Origin of the sequence: Pantoea sp. DY-15, assembly GCF_019795935.1 — a bacterium.
GTDB lineage: Bacteria > Pseudomonadota > Gammaproteobacteria > Enterobacterales > Enterobacteriaceae > Pantoea > Pantoea leporis.
The window spans coordinates 58,586-76,213 of the sequence record NZ_JAIMIF010000007.1 but is presented as its reverse complement, the minus strand read 5'-3'; the positions used below and the strand labels follow the sequence as shown (position 1 = coordinate 76,213).

Annotated in this window: 11 protein-coding genes; 9 read left to right on the top strand and 2 right to left on the bottom strand. The window is 47.9% G+C overall.

Annotation, left to right across the window (positions count from 1 at the left end; all coding sequences use genetic code 11):
- Nucleotides 1-3: 3 nt before the first annotated feature.
- The 9 genes from trbC to traI all read left to right on the top strand — a co-directional run bounded on the left by trbC (nt 4) and on the right by traI (nt 16,001).
- Nucleotides 4-615, top strand: coding sequence for a type-F conjugative transfer system pilin assembly protein TrbC (trbC, locus tag K5Y32_RS21880; RefSeq protein WP_222185794.1), 612 nt, complete (start codon nt 4-6; stop codon nt 613-615).
- Nucleotides 612-2,465, top strand: a complete 1,854-nt coding sequence (gene traN / locus K5Y32_RS21875; protein ID WP_222185793.1) for a type-F conjugative transfer system mating-pair stabilization protein TraN — start codon at nt 612-614, stop codon at nt 2,463-2,465. The genes trbC and traN overlap by 4 nt, the downstream gene beginning before the upstream one ends.
- The gene (gene traF, locus K5Y32_RS21870; RefSeq protein WP_222185792.1) at nt 2,462-3,217 is read left to right on the top strand and encodes a type-F conjugative transfer system pilin assembly protein TraF; all 756 of its coding nucleotides are present in this window, start codon (nt 2,462-2,464) and stop codon (nt 3,215-3,217) included. The genes traN and traF (K5Y32_RS21870) overlap by 4 nt, the downstream gene beginning before the upstream one ends.
- Before the next feature lie 11 nt (nt 3,218-3,228).
- Nucleotides 3,229-3,756, top strand: coding sequence for a conjugal transfer protein TraF (gene traF, locus K5Y32_RS21865; RefSeq protein WP_222185791.1), 528 nt, complete (start codon nt 3,229-3,231; stop codon nt 3,754-3,756).
- Entirely contained in the window at nt 3,756-5,123 is a 1,368-nt protein-coding gene (gene traH, locus K5Y32_RS21860) for a conjugal transfer pilus assembly protein TraH (protein WP_222185790.1), read from the top strand. The genes traF (K5Y32_RS21865) and traH overlap by 1 nt, the downstream gene beginning before the upstream one ends.
- 2 nt (nt 5,124-5,125) lie before the next feature.
- The gene (gene traG, locus K5Y32_RS21855) at nt 5,126-7,960 is read left to right on the top strand and encodes a conjugal transfer mating-pair stabilization protein TraG (RefSeq protein WP_222185789.1); all 2,835 of its coding nucleotides are present in this window, start codon (nt 5,126-5,128) and stop codon (nt 7,958-7,960) included.
- Between the two features lies 1 nt (nt 7,961).
- Entirely contained in the window at nt 7,962-8,516 is a 555-nt protein-coding gene (locus K5Y32_RS21850; RefSeq protein WP_222185788.1) for a hypothetical protein, read from the top strand.
- A gap of 70 nt (nt 8,517-8,586) precedes the next feature.
- The gene (gene traD / locus K5Y32_RS21845) at nt 8,587-10,761 is read left to right on the top strand and encodes a type IV conjugative transfer system coupling protein TraD (RefSeq protein ID WP_222185787.1); all 2,175 of its coding nucleotides are present in this window, start codon (nt 8,587-8,589) and stop codon (nt 10,759-10,761) included.
- A complete protein-coding gene (traI, locus tag K5Y32_RS21840) occupies nt 10,761-16,001 on the top strand; it encodes a conjugative transfer relaxase/helicase TraI (protein ID WP_222185786.1) in 5,241 nt (1,746 codons plus the stop codon). The genes traD and traI overlap by 1 nt, the downstream gene beginning before the upstream one ends.
- Before the next feature lie 135 nt (nt 16,002-16,136).
- Here the strand turns inward: traI and K5Y32_RS21835 are convergent, their stop codons facing one another.
- Nucleotides 16,137-16,307 (bottom strand): hypothetical protein, encoded by a 171-nt coding sequence (locus K5Y32_RS21835; protein WP_222185785.1) that lies wholly within the window; start codon nt 16,305-16,307, stop codon nt 16,137-16,139.
- A gap of 376 nt (nt 16,308-16,683) precedes the next feature.
- Nucleotides 16,684-17,469 carry a TraX family protein gene (locus K5Y32_RS21830; RefSeq protein ID WP_222185784.1) on the bottom strand — a complete coding sequence of 262 codons (786 nt, stop codon included), beginning with the start codon at nt 17,467-17,469 and terminating at the stop codon, nt 16,684-16,686.
- Between the last annotated feature and the right edge of the window lie 159 nt (nt 17,470-17,628).

Here is a 17,628-nt window from a genome sequence, read left to right as displayed (position 1 = left end):
GAAATGAAAAGGATCTTCACTGTCGTAATGGGTGTGATGCTAAGCGGAACTGAGCCGGGTGCTGAAGCTGGTCTTCAGCCATTTATTGGTCAGCTTACTGAGCAACGTAATCAGGCTCTCAGTCAGTCTCCTTCACTCATGGTGGGACCAGAGTACATGGATAGGCTGGGGCAGAGTGAACGGGGATTTATAGCTCAGATGCAGGCGCAGCGCTTGGGACTGACGTTGGATGAACCAAAGCCGAAGCCTAGGGCACGTTATTTCATCTCATTTTCTATTCCCGCTGCCGGCTTGAAAACATTGCTCATGGACTCGTCGCGATTTCAAGTGCCGGCAACGGTACGCGGGTTAGTGAATAATTCGCTGAAAGAAACGGCGAGTGCCATGTATGACCTGGTGAAAGACGACAAACGCGGCGGTGTGCAGATCGACCCGACCGCGTTCAGACAGTATGGAATCACTGCGGTACCTGCCTTGGTGGTTACCTGTGGCGAACATAATGACCACATTGCTGGCAACTTCAGCCTTGAGCAGATGCTGCGTAAAGTTGCCGAAGAAGGTGATTGCGCTGAGATTGCTTCAGCCATCCTGAGTGAAGCAGGAGAGGCGCAATGATGCATAGTCAGCGATTCTTGATGCTATTGAGTTTTTTACCCTTGGGGCTTTGTGCTAACGACAACTACGACAGCGGTAGCCGTTTTGCCTCCGATATAAAAGCGCAGGGAACAACAGCAATTTCAGGAATGCAACCTGGCGCCATCTTACCTGGTTACACCCCCAACCCACCCGAGAGACAGCTTTACGGCGGAATTACGGCGCCAGGCAATAATATGGATGATGCCGGCAATAGAGCGCTGCAGGAAAGTGAGGTAGGGCAAGCCATAACCGCCTCTATTCTGAATAACCCCAAAGAGCCCATCTCAGTAGGAGCCCCCTTTATCTCTGCTGGTTTTGATCAACAGCGAGATGCTGAAGGCATCACCGGCGGCGACTTCGATGGGTGTACGCCTTCGCAAATGCGCAGAACCATCATTAGTCGTCACACGTGCGATCGCGATGTAAACGTGATGCGTACGTGCACGCGATCGGCTTATGTAACCACTGAAGAGGCCAGTGAAAACTATCGAACGGAGTGGCAGCTTGATCCTCGAGCTGTAAGTGCGAAACGCATCGATAACTATTGGATACAATATGATTTTCACGTGCCCAATAACGGGACGATCGGTGTGGCTGTCGGCAAGTGGGAGTTTCTGTTCCCTGCTGACCCAAAATATCATGGCGACCGATTAGATTATTCACTCAACGTGTTCGGGCAGACCGTTCGCACCAAGGTCAATTACTCCGGTGCACTTATTACTCCAGTACAAAACCTTAACGCAGGGCAGGTGATCTCACTTCTCGTTAGGTACAACACTGATGGCCATCATAATCAGGGTAGAGAAGGCTTGATAAGCCATATTGCCAACGGACGGATCATTGCCCGCTTTACCGTAGCTGTGGATATGGTGCGCACTATTCGTAAGCCGGTGATCAACTGGAGTGAGCCTTGCGCACTATCTCAGGAGCATGGTACCAGGCTAGTGGGTAGTATTTGCTCAGAAGCTGGCGGCTATCGTGATGTGGTTTTGGATGGGGTGGTATACCACATTTTTAGCGATTGCTGGCAGTACACCAACACCTATCGTACTCAAAATGCCAGTGAAGGGAGCTGTGGATCTTTTTCTGATAATCCGGCCTGTACCCTTGCCACAAAAACTTGCTCATTCTTTGATGAAGGGCTTTGCCTGCACGAAAACGTTATCTACTCCTGTGAAACCATTATCAGTTCAGAAGGCATGATATGTGGTGGGCAGTTTTTCTGTAGCGACGGTTCATGCGCACAAACCGAAGCAGGTAACAGCGACAGTTTTCAAAAGGCACTTTCCCAACTGGCCGCAGTAGCTGCAGCTGGCGAAGATGTGGCTGAGCTTAATAGTCTCGATGTTAAGGCTTTCTCCGGCCAGAAGCAGTCCTGTCGTAAAGCGACAGCCGGTTTCAATGACTGCTGTAAGAGCAGCGGTTGGGGGAGTGATGCCGGTCTGGCCCATTGCAGTTCTGCTGAAAAGGCGCTAGGGCAGGCGCGCGAACGTAAACTCACTGTAGAGGTAGGTGAGTACTGCGACAAAAGAGTGCTTGGCGTTTGCCTGCAGAAAAAACGAGGCTTCTGCCAGTTCGATTCCAAACTAGCGCAAATTATTCAGCAGCAGGGAAGACATTGGCAGCTGGGCATTGGTTTTGGCGGTGCTAAGAACCCCGATTGCCGCGGCATAACCGTAGATGAATTACAGCGCATAAAGTTTGATGCGCTGGACTTCAAAAACTTTTATCAGGATCTGGATTCGGGTAGTGACATACCCGCTGACAATCAATTGATTGAGAAGGCCCGGGAAGAAATTCAGCGTCGGTTAAGCGAGGCTCGTCGATGAACAGAGTCTCCCTACTAATCGCACTGGTTATGCCGCTACCTGCTATGGCGAGCCCTATATTTGACCCCACCGAATCTGAAGGATGGCACTGGTACAACGAACTGCAACTAGCTGAAGATGAACCTGAGCCGGCCATAACATCTCAGCCTCCATTATCGCCCTCACAACGTATGGAATTGCTTCAGCAGCAGACAAAAGAGGCGCTATCGACGGCGATCATGGAGCCAACGGTCGAGCATTTCGCGCACTTCAAACGTCTACAGGATTTTTGGACCACTCAGGCCAGTCAGTTCAGTATGGTCGCTCAGCAAAGCATGCTGGTTTACCCCGAACTCGATTACAACCTCAAGCACAGTCATTACAACGGTACAGCCAGGTTACAGCAGGCGGCCGACCTGAAACAACAAGCTGAAGGCATTAGAGAGATCGCCAGACGCTACGGCGTGCTCATGTTCTACCGCGGTAACGAAGCCGTTGATGCTCAGCTTGTGGGTGTCGTCAAAGAGTTCACCCGTGCTCACGCCATTTCATTTATCCCCATATCAGTAGACGGCAGGGTGAGCGACTTACTCCCGCAAACGCGCCTCGACCGGGGGCAGGCAGAGCGTCTGGGTGTCTCTTTCTTTCCTGCGCTAATCCTGGTGGATCCTAAAGCAAGCGATGTTCGGCCGCTGGCCTATGGATTTATTTCACAGGACGATTTGGCAAAGCGATTTCTTTATGTAGCAACGGACTTTAAACCCAATTTCTAAGGAAGGATGGCATGACGATGGAAAGGCATGTTTCAGCAAAAGCAGTGGCGTTGTACTGGATGTTACCTGTGATTTGTCATGCAACAACTTGGCAGGATATCGCTGATCTGGAAGCTCATAAAGCAGCTACGCACATACACATGCTTCAGTTACCATCGCACATCCGCTGGCTAACGTTGAGTAACGGAACTCGTATCAATCTTTATAACTGGAAGGTGGTCGTTTTTCTAAGCTCAACCTGCAGTTTCTGCCATCAATATGATCCAATGATTCAGGAGATGGCAAACAGAATTGGTATTAGTCTTCTCTCATACTCACTGGATGGTAAGGGTGATCATACCTTCCCGTATCCCCTAACCCCAACGCCAGAAGTTTTAGCGCGCTTTTTTGGTCAATCTATACCTATCGCAACGCCCACGACCTTTCTGGTTAACGTCAACACGTTGACCACATTCCCCTTGCTGCAGGGCAACCAATCGAGCTTTTTAAGTCGCTTGGATGATGTACTTCAGGTGGCGGTCAAGGGAGGTTTACGCTGATGAATATCCGAAGACCACATGTTGGAGCATCATTTTTATTGCTGATGTGCCAGCTTTCTTCGTTGGCGTACGCAGATCTGAACAACGACATGAACGACTTCTTCAATAAGTTGGGATTTGCGAGCAACACCACTACACCTCATGTGTGGCAAGGTCAGGCTGCGGGCTATGCCAGTGGGGGATCGTTGTATATGCGCAGCTCGGTCAGGCAGATCCAGCTGGTTTCGCTGGCATTACCTGACATAAATGCGGGCTGCGGGGGGATTGATGCCTACCTCGGCTCGTTCTCATTCATTAATGGCGAAAATTTTCAGCGCTACGTTAAACAGATAATGGGTAATGCTGCAGGTTATTTCTTCGACCTGGCATTACAGACCACGGTCCCAGAGCTGAAGCAGGCGAAAGACTTTCTCCAGAAGATGGCCTCAGATATCAATAGCGCCAATATGTCTTCATGCCAGGCAGCTCAGGGCATTGTGGGGGGACTGTGGCCACGTACCCAAGTGTCACAGCAGAAGGTGTGTCAGGATATCGCCGGGGAAAGCAATATGTTTGCTGACTGGGCAGCATCCCGCCAGGGGTGTACGGTCGGCGGTCAGTTAGGTAGCGTTACCGATCGCGCGGGCGAAAAGTGGCAGGATCAGGTGCTCAAAAACAAGAACTTGATCTGGCTTTCACTGAGCAAGAACCGGTTGTTTGACGGTAACCGTGAGCTGAAAGAATTCGCCATGAGTTTGACCGGTACGCTGATCTTTAACCAAGAAGGCAACATCCAGCCGCTGACCCCACTTACGACTAATCAGGATATTCTGCGCGCCATGATGAACGGTGGCCGTGCACGCATTTACCACTGTGATAGTAACGACGCATGCCTTAAACCGGTATTGGCAGAAGTCAGCATCAGCGAAATCAATTCGCTTAACGGTCAGGTACGAAAGCTTCTGACCAGCATCCAGAGCAAAGCGGTTTCTGACGCACCCTTAAGCGAAGCAGAAAAAGGCTTTATTGCCGCAACCAAAGTACCGGTATTGAAATACATGGTTGATCCTCAGTCCCTGGGGGTGGCGACCACGTTGTTGATTCAGTTAGCTGACTACATCAGCTACGACATTCTGATGCAGTACATGCAGGAGATGATTCAGCAGGCGCGGGTGATGCTGGCGAGCAGCAATTACCCTCAGCCTGCAATGGAAGTCCTCCAGGAGAGTCTAAATACAGCTAGCCAGAATATTTCCATCATGCAGGCTCAGGTGCAGATACAACAGGATGCGCTGCAGGTGGTTGATCGGCAGATGAGCTATATGCGTCAACAGGTATCCAGCAATCTGCTGACACGTTACCAAGACAACTACCGGTTTAAGGGGTGAGTATGGATACGATCTATACCGTCACCGGTGGCAGTTGGTTCCGGGGTTCCCTGAATGCTGTCGCGGCTTTCTTCCAGACCGAAGATTGGGCATCTATTCTAAAAATGGCCGCTACGATGTCTGTGATGGTTGCAGCGATGACGTACGTGCGAGGCAAAGATCTGCTGACGTTTGTGAAGTGGGCTGGTGCCCTGGTACTGATTACCAGCATTCTTGTCAGCGTAAAACGGCCCGTACAGATAATCGATTTGTCACAACCAACAGTTGTCTACCAAGTGGATAACGTACCGGTTGGCATCGCCATGCCTTTTAGTCTGATTACCTCAGTTGGGCATGCGCTGGTAGTAGGCTATGAAGCCATCTTTCATCAGCCGGATGCAATGGCATATGGCAAGACCGGCATGCTGTTCGGAGCCCATCTTATGGGACGAAGCACCGACTTCCTTTCTACTAATCCACAGATCACCGGCATGTTCTCCGATTATGTGCAGAATTGTGTAGTGGGTGACATCCTGCTCAATCAAAAATATACGCTTCATGAGCTGATGAATGCCTCGGATCCCTACGCGCTCATATTCTCCTCCCCCAGCCCCCTTCGAGGTATTTATGATGAGCAAGGAGACTTTCGGACCTGCCAATGGGCAGCAGCACAACTTCACCGAGTGATCACCACTGATACAAATCCGGGTGGGATAACGTATGCCTATTATGTCAGGCAGATTTTTGGTCACCGCGCGGATGCCGCACCACTATTTGGCGAGCTGTTAGGCAATAGTTACGGCTACTTCTATGCTGCAGGGCAAAGTGCCAGTGACATCATGAAGAAGAACGTCACGCTTAATGCATTGCGCAAGGGGATCCCCAGCTTTGCTTCACGCAGCGGCGACACCGCGAGTTTAGTTAATCTGTCTGCTGAAACATCCTATGCAAAACTACGTATGAGCCAGGCAACCTCGGCAGATATTGCTACGAAAACGCTGCCCATCATGCAAACGGTGTTAACGGGTGTACTGATTGGCTTGTTTCCTATTGTCATTGCGATGGCAACAATCAGTGCCCTGACGCTCGAAGTGCTGAAAGGGTATGTTTACACCATCGCCTATCTGCAGAGCTGGCCACTGTTATTCGCCATCCTCAACGATGCGATGAATCATTATCTGCAAGCTCAAACCAGCAATCTGCCTGTCACACTCTCTAATCTATCTCTGGTTCAGCAGCAGTATTCGGATATCGGTACCACCGCAGGGTGGCTGGCATTATCCATTCCCTTTTTAGCTGCCGGCATTGTCATTGGATTGCATAAAGTGATGTCTCAAGCGGGAAGTTATTTAGGCTCAGCACTACAGAGCGCTTCTGCACAGTCCTCTTCGCAGGCGGTGGATGGAACCTGGGCATTTAACAATATGCAGACTGATAATGTTCAGGGGCATAAGTGGGACACCAATAGCAGTTTTGCTTCGGGCCAGATGATCACGCAGGTCGGTAGTGGGGCGACCAAAACCATAACCGGCGACGGCAACACGGTCTATAACACAGCGCCGGCCATGTCCAAGCTGGCAACAGATATCAACTTCAGCAAAACCGCCAGCAGTGCCGCACAGCGCCTCGCGCGCGAAAGTGATGTTCAGGCTGAAAATGCCTTACAGGGGTACAACCAGAGCGTAAACAGCGGCTATAACCTGGCAAGACAATACTCTCAGCAGCACGGTAATAGCGCGACCATGTCATCCACTGCTGATGACTCGCAAACGACTTCAGAAAGCCAGGCAATCAACCAGATGCTCTCGGCGTCGAAAAGCTATGCGCAGCGCAACAATATCAGTGAGTCGCAGGCTTGGGGTGAATTGCACAGTAAGGGTTCCAATATTCGTGGAGTTATCGGTGCAGGTATGTCGATTGGGATGGATAGCTCCAAATCTGTATTGGGGAAAGCAGGGCAGCTTTTAACGGGAGCTAGTGCCAAAGGGGACGTGCATCTCCGACTTGATAGAACAGCAGACAATGGCGCTAGTGATACGACAAGTAATGGAATGGCGTCAAACCGTGACCACACTGCAGATCATAATAGTCAGGATGCGATGGACTTTAAACAGGGTATGGATCAAATACAGGCATACCGTACCAGTCACAGCGGTAACTTCTCCGAGAACACTGCTAACTCTGAGCTTGAACAGATAGGGGCTACTCTCAGTAAGGCGGATAGCCAGTATCAGCAGTACACCTCCAGTCGAGGTCGTAGCCATGAATATAGCGAGATGGCCTCTGCTTCAGAGATTTTAAGTGCCAATACACAAAGTAATTACTCCCAAGAGTTTGTTGATTACGTCGAACGCCAGCGACCAAATGATGCTGAGCGTATTTTGACAAATACACAAAACGGTTCAAATCGTCGAGAAAGAGAAGAACTAGCAAATCAATTTATGGAAGAGAAGCTGCGAGCAAGGGTAGAAGGTGATTTTACACAGCAGAGGTTGAGTCTAGGTGAAAATATGATTGGGATTTCTAAACCATATGATACAGATGCTTTATACGAGCTCGGTCAAGAAGAAATTGAATCCCGATCAAGAAATGAAAATATTCGGGATGATAATATCAATAGAGTTGTTGAAAGTGTCAGGTCAAGCAATAATAAAACCGACCTCATCAAAGAAAAAATCACGGCTAATTCTTCCAAGCTAAAACATGATAGTTTGTTACAACGTGATGCGTATATTAAATCCAATGAGAAGTTTAAATCAACAAACGATACGGCTAATGCTAGCGTTAATTCTTTTGGAAGGGACGAGTTAGGCGTCAGTGAAAGGTCAAAAATAAAAAGTGATAGCAAGGAGGATTAAAATGTTGCAAGTGGACTTAGACGAAGAACTTATTTTCATCCGTTCAACGTTAAGCTCGGAAAAATTCGTAGTGCCATCGTTGCGATTGGTTATCTGGCCATCTGTATTTCTTTTAATAATGCTTAATTTAGTGCAAGTGTTCACTATTCTTCCTGATGTTATGTCAAGAAATGAGATTTGGCAGAATGATGCTTATTTTGCACTGATGGTAAGTTGTACTGCGAGTTTGCTTATTGCAGGTACGCTAATACACTATCGTGTTAGTTATCTTTCTTTGCCGGTGCCTGTTAGACAGAAATCCTGTCTGTTACGTTTTGTTATTCGTAAAGTAGTTAGCTATAGTGCGGTATGGCTGATATTGAACTTAATTATTATCCCTGTAATAGTATACTTCAATGGTATGTCCCCCTTGATAGCTAGCATCAGCCAGATCTGTTCATTTTGCATTTTAGCTTTTCTGCTCAGAATTGATCTTTCTCGTTACAAACTGGCTGCGCTAAAAATCATTGTGGATGACTGGCGTAAAGATAAAAGCCACCCGTTAATTCTGAATTGATTTTATTTGTATAAGTTTACCGCACCTGCAGCAGCATGTGCGGATTCAATTGTATCTGAAGGAGCAGAATATGAGCTTTAAGGCCCGTGACGTGACGCAGGGTGGCCAAGTCACATTCATGCGTTGGCGGATGTTTCTCCAAATAAACAATATTCTCACTTATTATCTTGTTATTTTTCTATTTTTTATCACAACATCTATGCTTTTTATTCGCATGACTTTGCAAAACATCAAGAATGGTCTGTTTTATTGGTATTCAGTTTCTCTACATCCGCTGCAAAGCCACATGGTGAAAAAGCCTGTTTACCATTTGGAGTATTATGGAAAGAAGCTTAGTTATACGACCGACCAGATAATAAATGATCCCTATACCATCTACTGTGGCCAGTTGCTTAGGCAAGAGCTCTTCATATGTTTCAATATTGGGCTAGTGTCTGTTATTAGCCTTGCCGTCTTTTTTTTCTGGTATCTGGGATACAAAGGCAAGAAACAACGTGAGGATGAAGTTACGGGGGGTAGGATCTTATCTGAGGAACCTCAAGCCATTGCTCGACTCATGAAGAAGCGAGGCCATGCTTCCGACATACGAATTGATAAGCTGCCTATGATTAAGGGCAGTGAAATCCAGAATTTCGCTATGCATGGCTCTGTTGGTACTGGTAAGTCGCAACTTATTCGCAAATTCCTTGAACAGTGCCGTGAACGCGGAGACATGGTTATTCTCTATGACAAAGGCTGCACATTTGTTCGCGAATTTTATGATCCTGCGATCGACGAGTTGCTCAATCCCTTCGACAAACGATGCGCATATTGGGATTTGTGGGAAGAGTGCCCGGCGTTATCTGATTTGGAGACCGCGGCTAATACGCTTATACCGATGGGGGCATCTGAAGACCCCTTTTGGCAAGGGTCTTCCCGCACGATTTTCGCTGAAGGCACTAACAGATTACGCGATGATCCTAACCGAAGTTATAACAAGCTTCTGCGTACGCTGTTGGCGATAAATCTTGATCAGCTTCGTGAGTTGCTTGCTGGCACGCCAGCTTCCACGCTGGTGGACGGCAAGATTGAAAAGACTGCTATCTCAATTCGCAGTGTGCTGACCAATTATGTAAAGGCGTTACGGTATTTGCAGGGCATAGAGAAGAGCGGAAAGCCTAAATTTACGATCCGTAAATGGATGCAGGAAGTAAACGATGACGGAAAAAATGGCTGGCTGTTCATCACGTCTAATCAGCAATATCACGAGTCCCTCAAGCCGGTTATCTCAATGTGGTTATCGATTGCTGCAAACAACCTCATGTCGATGGGGGAAAACCTCAACCGACGCGTCTGGATTTGGATCGACGAATTACGGTCACTACACAAGTTAACCACCCTCCCTGACGCTATCGCTGAAATGAGGAAATTTGGTGGTTGTTTTGGTCTGGGGTTTCAAAGCTATCCGCAGCTCGAAGAGATCTACGGACCTAAAGCAGCTGAAGCGATGTTTGACTTGATGAACACAAAGTTTTTCTTCCGATCGCCTAGTGCTGCGGTAGCTAAGTTTGTTGAGAAGGAGTTGGGCGAAACCGTTCTAAAGAGATTTAACGAACAAACGAGCTTTGGTAATGATGAAGTTCGTGATGGGGTTAGCTTTGGTAAGGACGAAAAACGCATCAGCGTTGCCAGTTATACCGATGTAATGAAGCTCGACAACCTTGGATGTTATATAACATTGCCTGGGGACTACCCGGTGATCAAGATGTCATTGAAGTATGTCTCTCGGAAAGCCGTCGCCGAGGAGTTTGTTCCCCGAATAGTGCAGGAGAGTCTGGACGAACAAATTGAACTTGAGATTGTGAAGAGAGTAGAAGAGGAGTCTCAATGGCGCGCGCTTTTTGACGGACATACTGCAGTAACGACGTCCTCTCCTACCACTCTCGATGTCACAGGATCTAATGATCCTTTACGAAATGCATTGCCAGTCTCTGACAGTAGCGATCGAAAACCATCACAATCTTCTGGCCGTAAGCAAGTTTCCACCTCTGAAAATGCCACAGCCCCTGCTGGTGGCAGATCAGAGGAGTTGAAAATCACTGATGTGCCAACTCCTTTAATTCTTGCTGATACTGAGATCCTGCAAAGCGATTATCAACTCTACGTTGACGAACAGCAGACACGTGATGCCGTTCGGAAGGAAGAGGTCAATATTAATCACCGTCGGGGTGAACGCGACCAAGACCTGGGTGATTTCACTCTGTGATGTCCTTCAGTGCTGTTAAGTCGGCTAAGAGCGCTGCCCATTATTACAGCGACAAAGATAATTATTACCTGCTCGGTAACCTGGATTCCCGCTGGGAAGGAAAAGGAGCTGAGGAGTTGGGTCTACAGGGTTCAGTTGATAGTAAAGTGCTGACCGAGATTCTGCTGGGGCGCCTCCCGGATGGTAGCTCACTATCTCGCAAGGTTGAGGGTAAGGAGACACATCGAGCCGGTTATGATTTGACGTTTTCAGCGCCTAAGAGCATTTCTATCATGGCTCTGGTAGGGGGCGATCGAAGATTGATTGAAGCGCATAACAAAGCCGTGTCTATAGCTCTTAAAGAGGTGCAAGACTTGGCCAGCGCGCGCATAACGCGTGACAGTGTCACGAAAATCGAGCTAACTGGCAACGTAATTGGTGCGATTTTTAATCACGATACTTCTCGTGATCTTGATCCTCAGCTGCATTCCCACGTGTTAATTGCTAACGCAACAAAAACACACAACGGATGGCGCGCACTAGCTTCCGACACCAAAAACCGTGGTGGGTTCTCGGAAGCCGTTTTAGCGAATCAGATTGTATTGGGCAATATCTATCGGCAGACACTGCGCCGTTCTGTTCAGGCGATGGGTTATGACACCCAAGAGTCAGGGAAGAATGGATTGTGGGAACTTGTCGGTGTACCTACAGAACCATTTTCTCAGCGCTCTCAGGTTATCAATGACGCAGTGGCTAAGGATGCCTCCTTAAAGTCTCGCGATATTGCGGCTCTCGATACCCGTAAAGACAAAAAAGTCGTAGATCCTGCCCAGTTACTTGCCGAATGGCAGTCGCGTCTAATCACTCATAAGTTCGATGCCAATGCCTATCGAAAGAGTGCGGACGATAAGCAGCTCCGTGATGAAATGGAAACGCAACTGTTTGCAGATGCTTTAAAACCGTCATGGTTGCAACAGCCCGTTACAGAACGGTCACCGGGGAGTGGGGTGTCACCTTCCGTGGATCATCCCTTGACCATTGGTGATGCAGTGAGTCGTGCCATTTCAATTCTGAGCGACGACAAAGTACGTTTTACTTTTTCTGATTTAGTGGCAAAGACGGCCGCTCAGTTGGATGCAAAACCGGGTATTTTCCGTAGGATCCGTGTTGGAATTGATGTTGCGATTGAACAAAACCGGCTAATACCGCTGGATAAAGAAAAAGGTATTTTTACGTCGGATATCCACCTGCTAAATGAGCTAACTATTGGGCATTTGGCGCAAGATTTGGCGGGCAAGCATCGAGTCGTCAACTTTACTTCAGAAACACGATCGTCACCTGATAAATGGAGCCGACCAGTCTCAGCTTTGAGAAAAGATCGTCCGTCGCTGGCTATTCTCGAAGGAAATGGCGCCGGTGCCACAGCAATACGGGTACAAGTTTCTGAACTGGCTTCGATGGCCAATGATATGGGCAGGCAGTTTTGGGTGCTAGCTGCCGATCATAAGAGTGAGCAGTGGCTGAAGCAAGACCGGGAGCTAAGCGATCGAATCGTATCGCGCAATGAATGGCGAACTGGATTTGCTCCGCCGGTACAGAGCACGATCATCATCGAACAGGCTGAGAAGCTAAACCTTAAAGATGCGCTCGTGTTACTTGATGAAGCGCGGAAGCAGTCAGCACAGCTGATCTTCTTCGACACAGGCAAGCGACAAGGTACAGGTAATGCTCTCGATGCGTTGAAGGCGTCCAAGGTCACTTCCTATCGCTGGGAAGGCAATCGAAAGGTCGATGTCAGATTAATTACGGAGCCTGATAAACGTGTCAGGTTTAGCAAATTAGCAGAAGATTACGTCAAGCGTAGCGAAGCAGGCGAGAGAGTGGTTGCACAGGTTAATGGTGTGCGTGAAAGACAGCACCTTAATAATGAGATCCGAAGTGCTCTGCATCAGCGTGGACTCCTTGGTAATGAGGTAATCATTAATGGGCTATCACCGGTATGGTTGACCAATAAAACTCGACGATTACGCGAAAATTATAAAGAAGGAATGGTGCTTGAGCATTGGAATAGCGATCAAAAAAGGACGGATCGCTGGACTATTCATCGTGTAGGCGCTGAAACCAATAGCCTAACCCTGATCGGTGAGAAAGGTCATCGTGAAGGCATCAAAATCAGTCAGCTTGATGCCAGCTGGAGCCTATTCCAGGTCGAGAAACTCGCAGTAGCAGTGGGTGACCGTCTCAACGTCACCAGTCGCGAAGCAAATGGACAGCTGAAAGCGGGATATGAGGTAAGAGTCAGTTCGTTAAACGAAAAGGAGATCAGTCTACGCCTTGGGCGGACGACGACAAAGCTAAAAATCAATCAAGCTTTGAAACTTAAACATGGCTATGTTGAAAGCCTCGGTAGCAGCGTGGGTGATACAGCCCATATTTTAGCTGCACTAACGCGCAGTGATATGAATGACGCGATTTTAAACCAGCTCGCGCGAAGCGGTGAACATATAACGCTATACACAGCCATGGATAAGGAACGTGCTGAAACACGGTTGGCAAACAGCCCAGTTTGGCGGATGGCAAGCTCACAGGTAAAAGATACCGCAGGCAAAGACAAGCTCAGTCAGGCCATTCAAAAACAACAAACATCCTTGCATACGCCGGCGCAAAAAGCAGTACGGTTGGGTGCAGAGATTGCTCAAGGAAAACATCGCTCTGGTATGGTTTTTTCTTCTGCAGCATTACTTGAAGCCTCAGCGTTTATTGCTCCAGAACAAGATGTTTCACTTATGCAGAGGGAGATAAAGCGTCAGGTAGCAGTAGGTGATCTGATTAAATTACCGGTTGTAATGGGCGTAGGGAGTAACTTACTGGTTCCGCGGGCAAGCTATGAGCTTGAACGAAGTATTATTCGTCATATCGTTGAAGGTAAGGAAGCCGTTAAGCCATTGTTGGCCCAGATACCTGAATCTGCGTTGGATAGTTTGACTCCCGGACAACGTAAATCAACAGAGCTTGTTCTTCAAAGTCGCGACCGCTTTATCGCTATACAGGGCTCTGCTGGCGTAGGCAAAACTACTCAGCTGAAAGCACTATTAGGCGCCATCGAAACCCTCCCACGTAAAGACCGCCCTGAAATCACCGGTTTGGCACCCACTCATAGAGCCGTACTGGAAATGCAGGCAGTGGGCGTTAAAGCACAAACTCTTGCCTCTTTTTTGTCTGAAGAGCGTCAGAAACATCATGATGGCCAGATTAACCGGTACTCTGGACGGGTATTTTTGATCGATGAAAGTTCGATGATTGGTAACCGGGATATGGCCGAAGCCTATCAGATGATAGCGGCAGGCGGAGGGCGTGCAGTAAGCCTTGGTGATAAAGACCAACTGACTTCACCAGAATCTGGAGTTCCATTCAGCATGCAGCAACAGCGCAGCCCTATCGACATCGCTGTGATGAAGGACATTGTGCGACAAACACCGAAACTACGCGGTGTGGTGTATAGCATGATCGCAGGACAGTATCGGATGGCGCTGCAGCAAGCGGAAAACGTAGGCCCGTCTACCGTGCCAAGAAAAGAGGACGCCTGGCAGCCTGCAGCATCGGTTATGGAAATTACACAACCTTCTGAGGTGGAGAGGAGCCCCGTATATAAGGATGAAAAGTCTTCGGGAAATGCGCCAGACGATCCTCTTGAAGCCATTGCGCGTGATTACAGCGGGCGCACTGCAGGAGCGCAGCGGGATACATTGATCGTTGTACAGACCAATGATGACAGGAGAATTGTTAATCAGCTCATCCATAACATGCGACATCAAGCCGGTGAAACGGGGAAAAATGAAGTGACACTTCAGGTTCTAGAACCCGTATCCACGAGGAAGGAAACCCTGCGTGCGACCACAGGCTGGCAGAAGCAGTTGAGTAACTATGCCTTCATCGACAACGAGTTCTGGAAAATACACGAAATACACCACAAAGAAGGCACTGTCACACTTCAGTCAGGTGATCAGCAACGGCACTTGTCTGTATTTGAAAATAGCACTGTCGACATATCACTTTGGAAACCAAAACAACTTGCCTTGAGTGAAGGTGATCGTCTTCGTTTCGCTGCTACGGATATTGACCGAGGCTACATTGCTAACAGCCTTTGGGAACTTGATAAAATTGGAACAGATGGCAGCTTAACTCTGAAATCCGGGAATGCATCACGTGTGATTCATCCAGCCAAAGACCTACATGATCAGCGTATCGATTTAGCTTATGCGGTGACTACCCATGGCAGCCAGGGAGCAAGCCCACGGTATACGATAGCGATGCAGGGTACATTCGGCAAAAGAGCTATGCTGGCCACTAAACAAAATGCTTACGTTGCTACGTCTCGTCCACGAGAGCACCTGCAGGTGTACACCGACAATAAAGATAAATGGGTCAAGTTTATTGATGAACAAATCCAGCGAATGAGCGCGCATGACCTTCTGCAAGCCACGGATGATCGCGCTAGTGATGTCGGTACGGACATTTTAGGACATGCATTACCGGCAGCTGAAACCGGACTGGGAAGATCATTGCTCAAGTCATTGGGCATTACAGGGGATTTCAAAGGGAAATTTGTTCGCTCATCCGCAAAGTATCCTGCACCTCATATGGCTTTCCCTCTTTGGGATGAAAATGGTCACACTGCTGGCGCATTGCTTATTCAAGTGAAGCAAGAGGGGAATCAACTCAGTTTAGAAAATGAGTCCAGAATCGTCGGCCGTAAAGCGGGGCGCTTTGCCGGCATACAAAAAAGCAATGATGGTAAAGTCATTGTAGTTACAACATTCAAAGAAGCTTTTGCTCAAGCGATCGCGAATTCAAGCAGCGGTATCTTGATTCGCTTATCAGGGGAGGGCACACCATGGCAACTCGATAAATTGCTAAATGGAGAAGTTGATCTTAGGAAGGACACTATCGTCACTGAAGACTCGAAATCGTCCGATCCTATTCCGCTACTTTCACCTGAGGAACAAGCGCGTATTAGGCAAGAGAAGAAGGCTATCGAAAAAGCGGCGAGTGAAAATCGAGCTAACGAGAGCCGGGTTCAGTTTGAAACAGTGCTAAGTATGGATCAGCGGAGTAAAAATCAGGATAATCAGAAGCCTATGAATATTGGGTTACGTCCCTATCAGAACGAAATCGTTAAAGTTGTTCATGAGGATCGCTCTCTTAATAGAAATCAGCAGTTAGATTTGGAATTGCGAAAAGACAGAACTTTAGATGATTGACTATTAATGTGGCTAGTTGGTTAAAGGTGGCTCTGAACTCGATGAGAGTGGTGTTATTAGTAGTGCAATGAATGTTGTAACTATAAACTGCTTTTTACTGCGGCATTGTTTTATGAACGAGGAAGAGCAAAGCACTTATCCTTGCGGATCGATGCCTCGACTAATGAGCTCTTTACGTACGATTCTTTTAATCCAGGCAGCAATACTTGAGTCACCATCCTTACGTGCTTCGTTTTCGATCTGCTCTCTCAATTCTTTGGCAAGGCGTACCTGATATTGCTCAGATGGTTGTTTTTTGATTGACATTGTACACCGGTAAAATCATCATAGTTTATGTGGGTTACTTTACCACACGACAACTTCTGACTTCAAAAGTCGACGCCTCGCCAGTGATGCAACACCAGCGAGACGTCTCACCACCACGTTAGAGGAACTAACGCTATGGTTACGGGCAATGATACCCAAACTTCTCTCTGCTTTCCTGTTTTCCAATATGACCCGCAAGATGTTAGCGATGCTGAGCTGTGCGATCAGTGCATGGCTTTATCGGTAGCGATCAGTGAAGTCGCCAACTTCCAGCTGCGCGATACATTGAACTGGGTGCTTATCGATAGATTGAACTCGCTAAGAGGCCGTTTGTCGGATTAGTAAAAGATTTGCTAACTACTGCTATTGGATCATTTCACCTGTTCATGGGGAGAACAGCTAATATTCCGAGTAAAGTAAGATGTCCTGCATATGCATGGTAGAAGAAGCGACGTGGCCACAGCCGTGTTCCTGAAGCTCTAGGTAGTGCGGATACGGCGCCAATGACAAGTAAGGGCACCACTAAAGTGGGAAGAAAGTCATAGACGATGGCATCTTCCCACCAACCAGTAACGATAGGTGGCATGTTAAGCCATCCCATCGCCATAAAAACAAGCGCGAGCACTAAACGACTTCCTTCAGCTTCGATTACACTTCCCACGAACATACAAAGTAGGCAGAAGACTAAACCGGGAATGCCATAGCTAGCCGGCGTAAGTGGCCACGCCAATAGCAGCAGTAAGGCTATTCCTGCCATAACTCCACTCATTCCCCAGCGCGCTGACCAACTTAGGAGTTGAGTGCACCCCGCGTACGCAAAAAGGATATTAAGAGCTAGCCATGATTGCCCATTCATCATAAAAGCCAGCCAGAACACAGGCTGAGTAGCAACGGCCCACAGCCATAGTCGTTGAGCTCTTTTACGCAGCTTTTCAGCGTCTGTCGGTAAATTAACCGCCCACAGAATGGTGAATAATGGGAATGCTGCATGGCCAAAAGCATATAAAAATGCGCTTCGGCCGTTCAACAGAATCGTATTAATGTGATCAGCTAACATCGCAGTTAAAGCAATCGTCTTTATGAGATCTGCCTGCAGGGGGCTTAAAGATTTCACCTGCTCAAATGGAGAAGGCAATCTTAGCGATGAGAGCAAAGTATTCATGGTGAATCACCGACACATTTCTGCAATTATTGTTAGTTAGTACAATTTATTCCAGAACATTACAGTGTCATGGGTTGACAGTAAAGACGGTAATTATCCTAATAAGAACGTAAAATGTAAGAAGCGTTTGATTGAAAGCATGCAAGTTAGCAAGGTAGC

Bases quoted from the DNA above. Each gene is read 5' to 3' on its own strand.
- traD (WP_222185787.1), top strand. From the start codon at position 8,587: ATGAGCTTTAAGGCCCGTGACGTGACGCAGGGTGGCCAAGTCACATTC.
- trbC (WP_222185794.1), top strand. From the start codon at position 4: ATGAAAAGGATCTTCACTGTCGTAATGGGTGTGATGCTAAGCGGAACT.
- traN (WP_222185793.1), top strand. From the start codon at position 612: ATGATGCATAGTCAGCGATTCTTGATGCTATTGAGTTTTTTACCCTTG.
- K5Y32_RS21835 (WP_222185785.1), bottom strand. From the start codon at position 16,307: ATGTCAATCAAAAAACAACCATCTGAGCAATATCAGGTACGCCTTGCC.
- traI (WP_222185786.1), top strand. From the start codon at position 10,761: ATGTCCTTCAGTGCTGTTAAGTCGGCTAAGAGCGCTGCCCATTATTAC.
- traH (WP_222185790.1), top strand. From the start codon at position 3,756: ATGAATATCCGAAGACCACATGTTGGAGCATCATTTTTATTGCTGATG.
- traF (WP_222185791.1), top strand. From the start codon at position 3,229: ATGACGATGGAAAGGCATGTTTCAGCAAAAGCAGTGGCGTTGTACTGG.
- K5Y32_RS21830 (WP_222185784.1), bottom strand. From the start codon at position 17,469: ATGAATACTTTGCTCTCATCGCTAAGATTGCCTTCTCCATTTGAGCAG.
- traF (WP_222185792.1), top strand. From the start codon at position 2,462: ATGAACAGAGTCTCCCTACTAATCGCACTGGTTATGCCGCTACCTGCT.
- K5Y32_RS21850 (WP_222185788.1), top strand. From the start codon at position 7,962: ATGTTGCAAGTGGACTTAGACGAAGAACTTATTTTCATCCGTTCAACG.
- traG (WP_222185789.1), top strand. From the start codon at position 5,126: ATGGATACGATCTATACCGTCACCGGTGGCAGTTGGTTCCGGGGTTCC.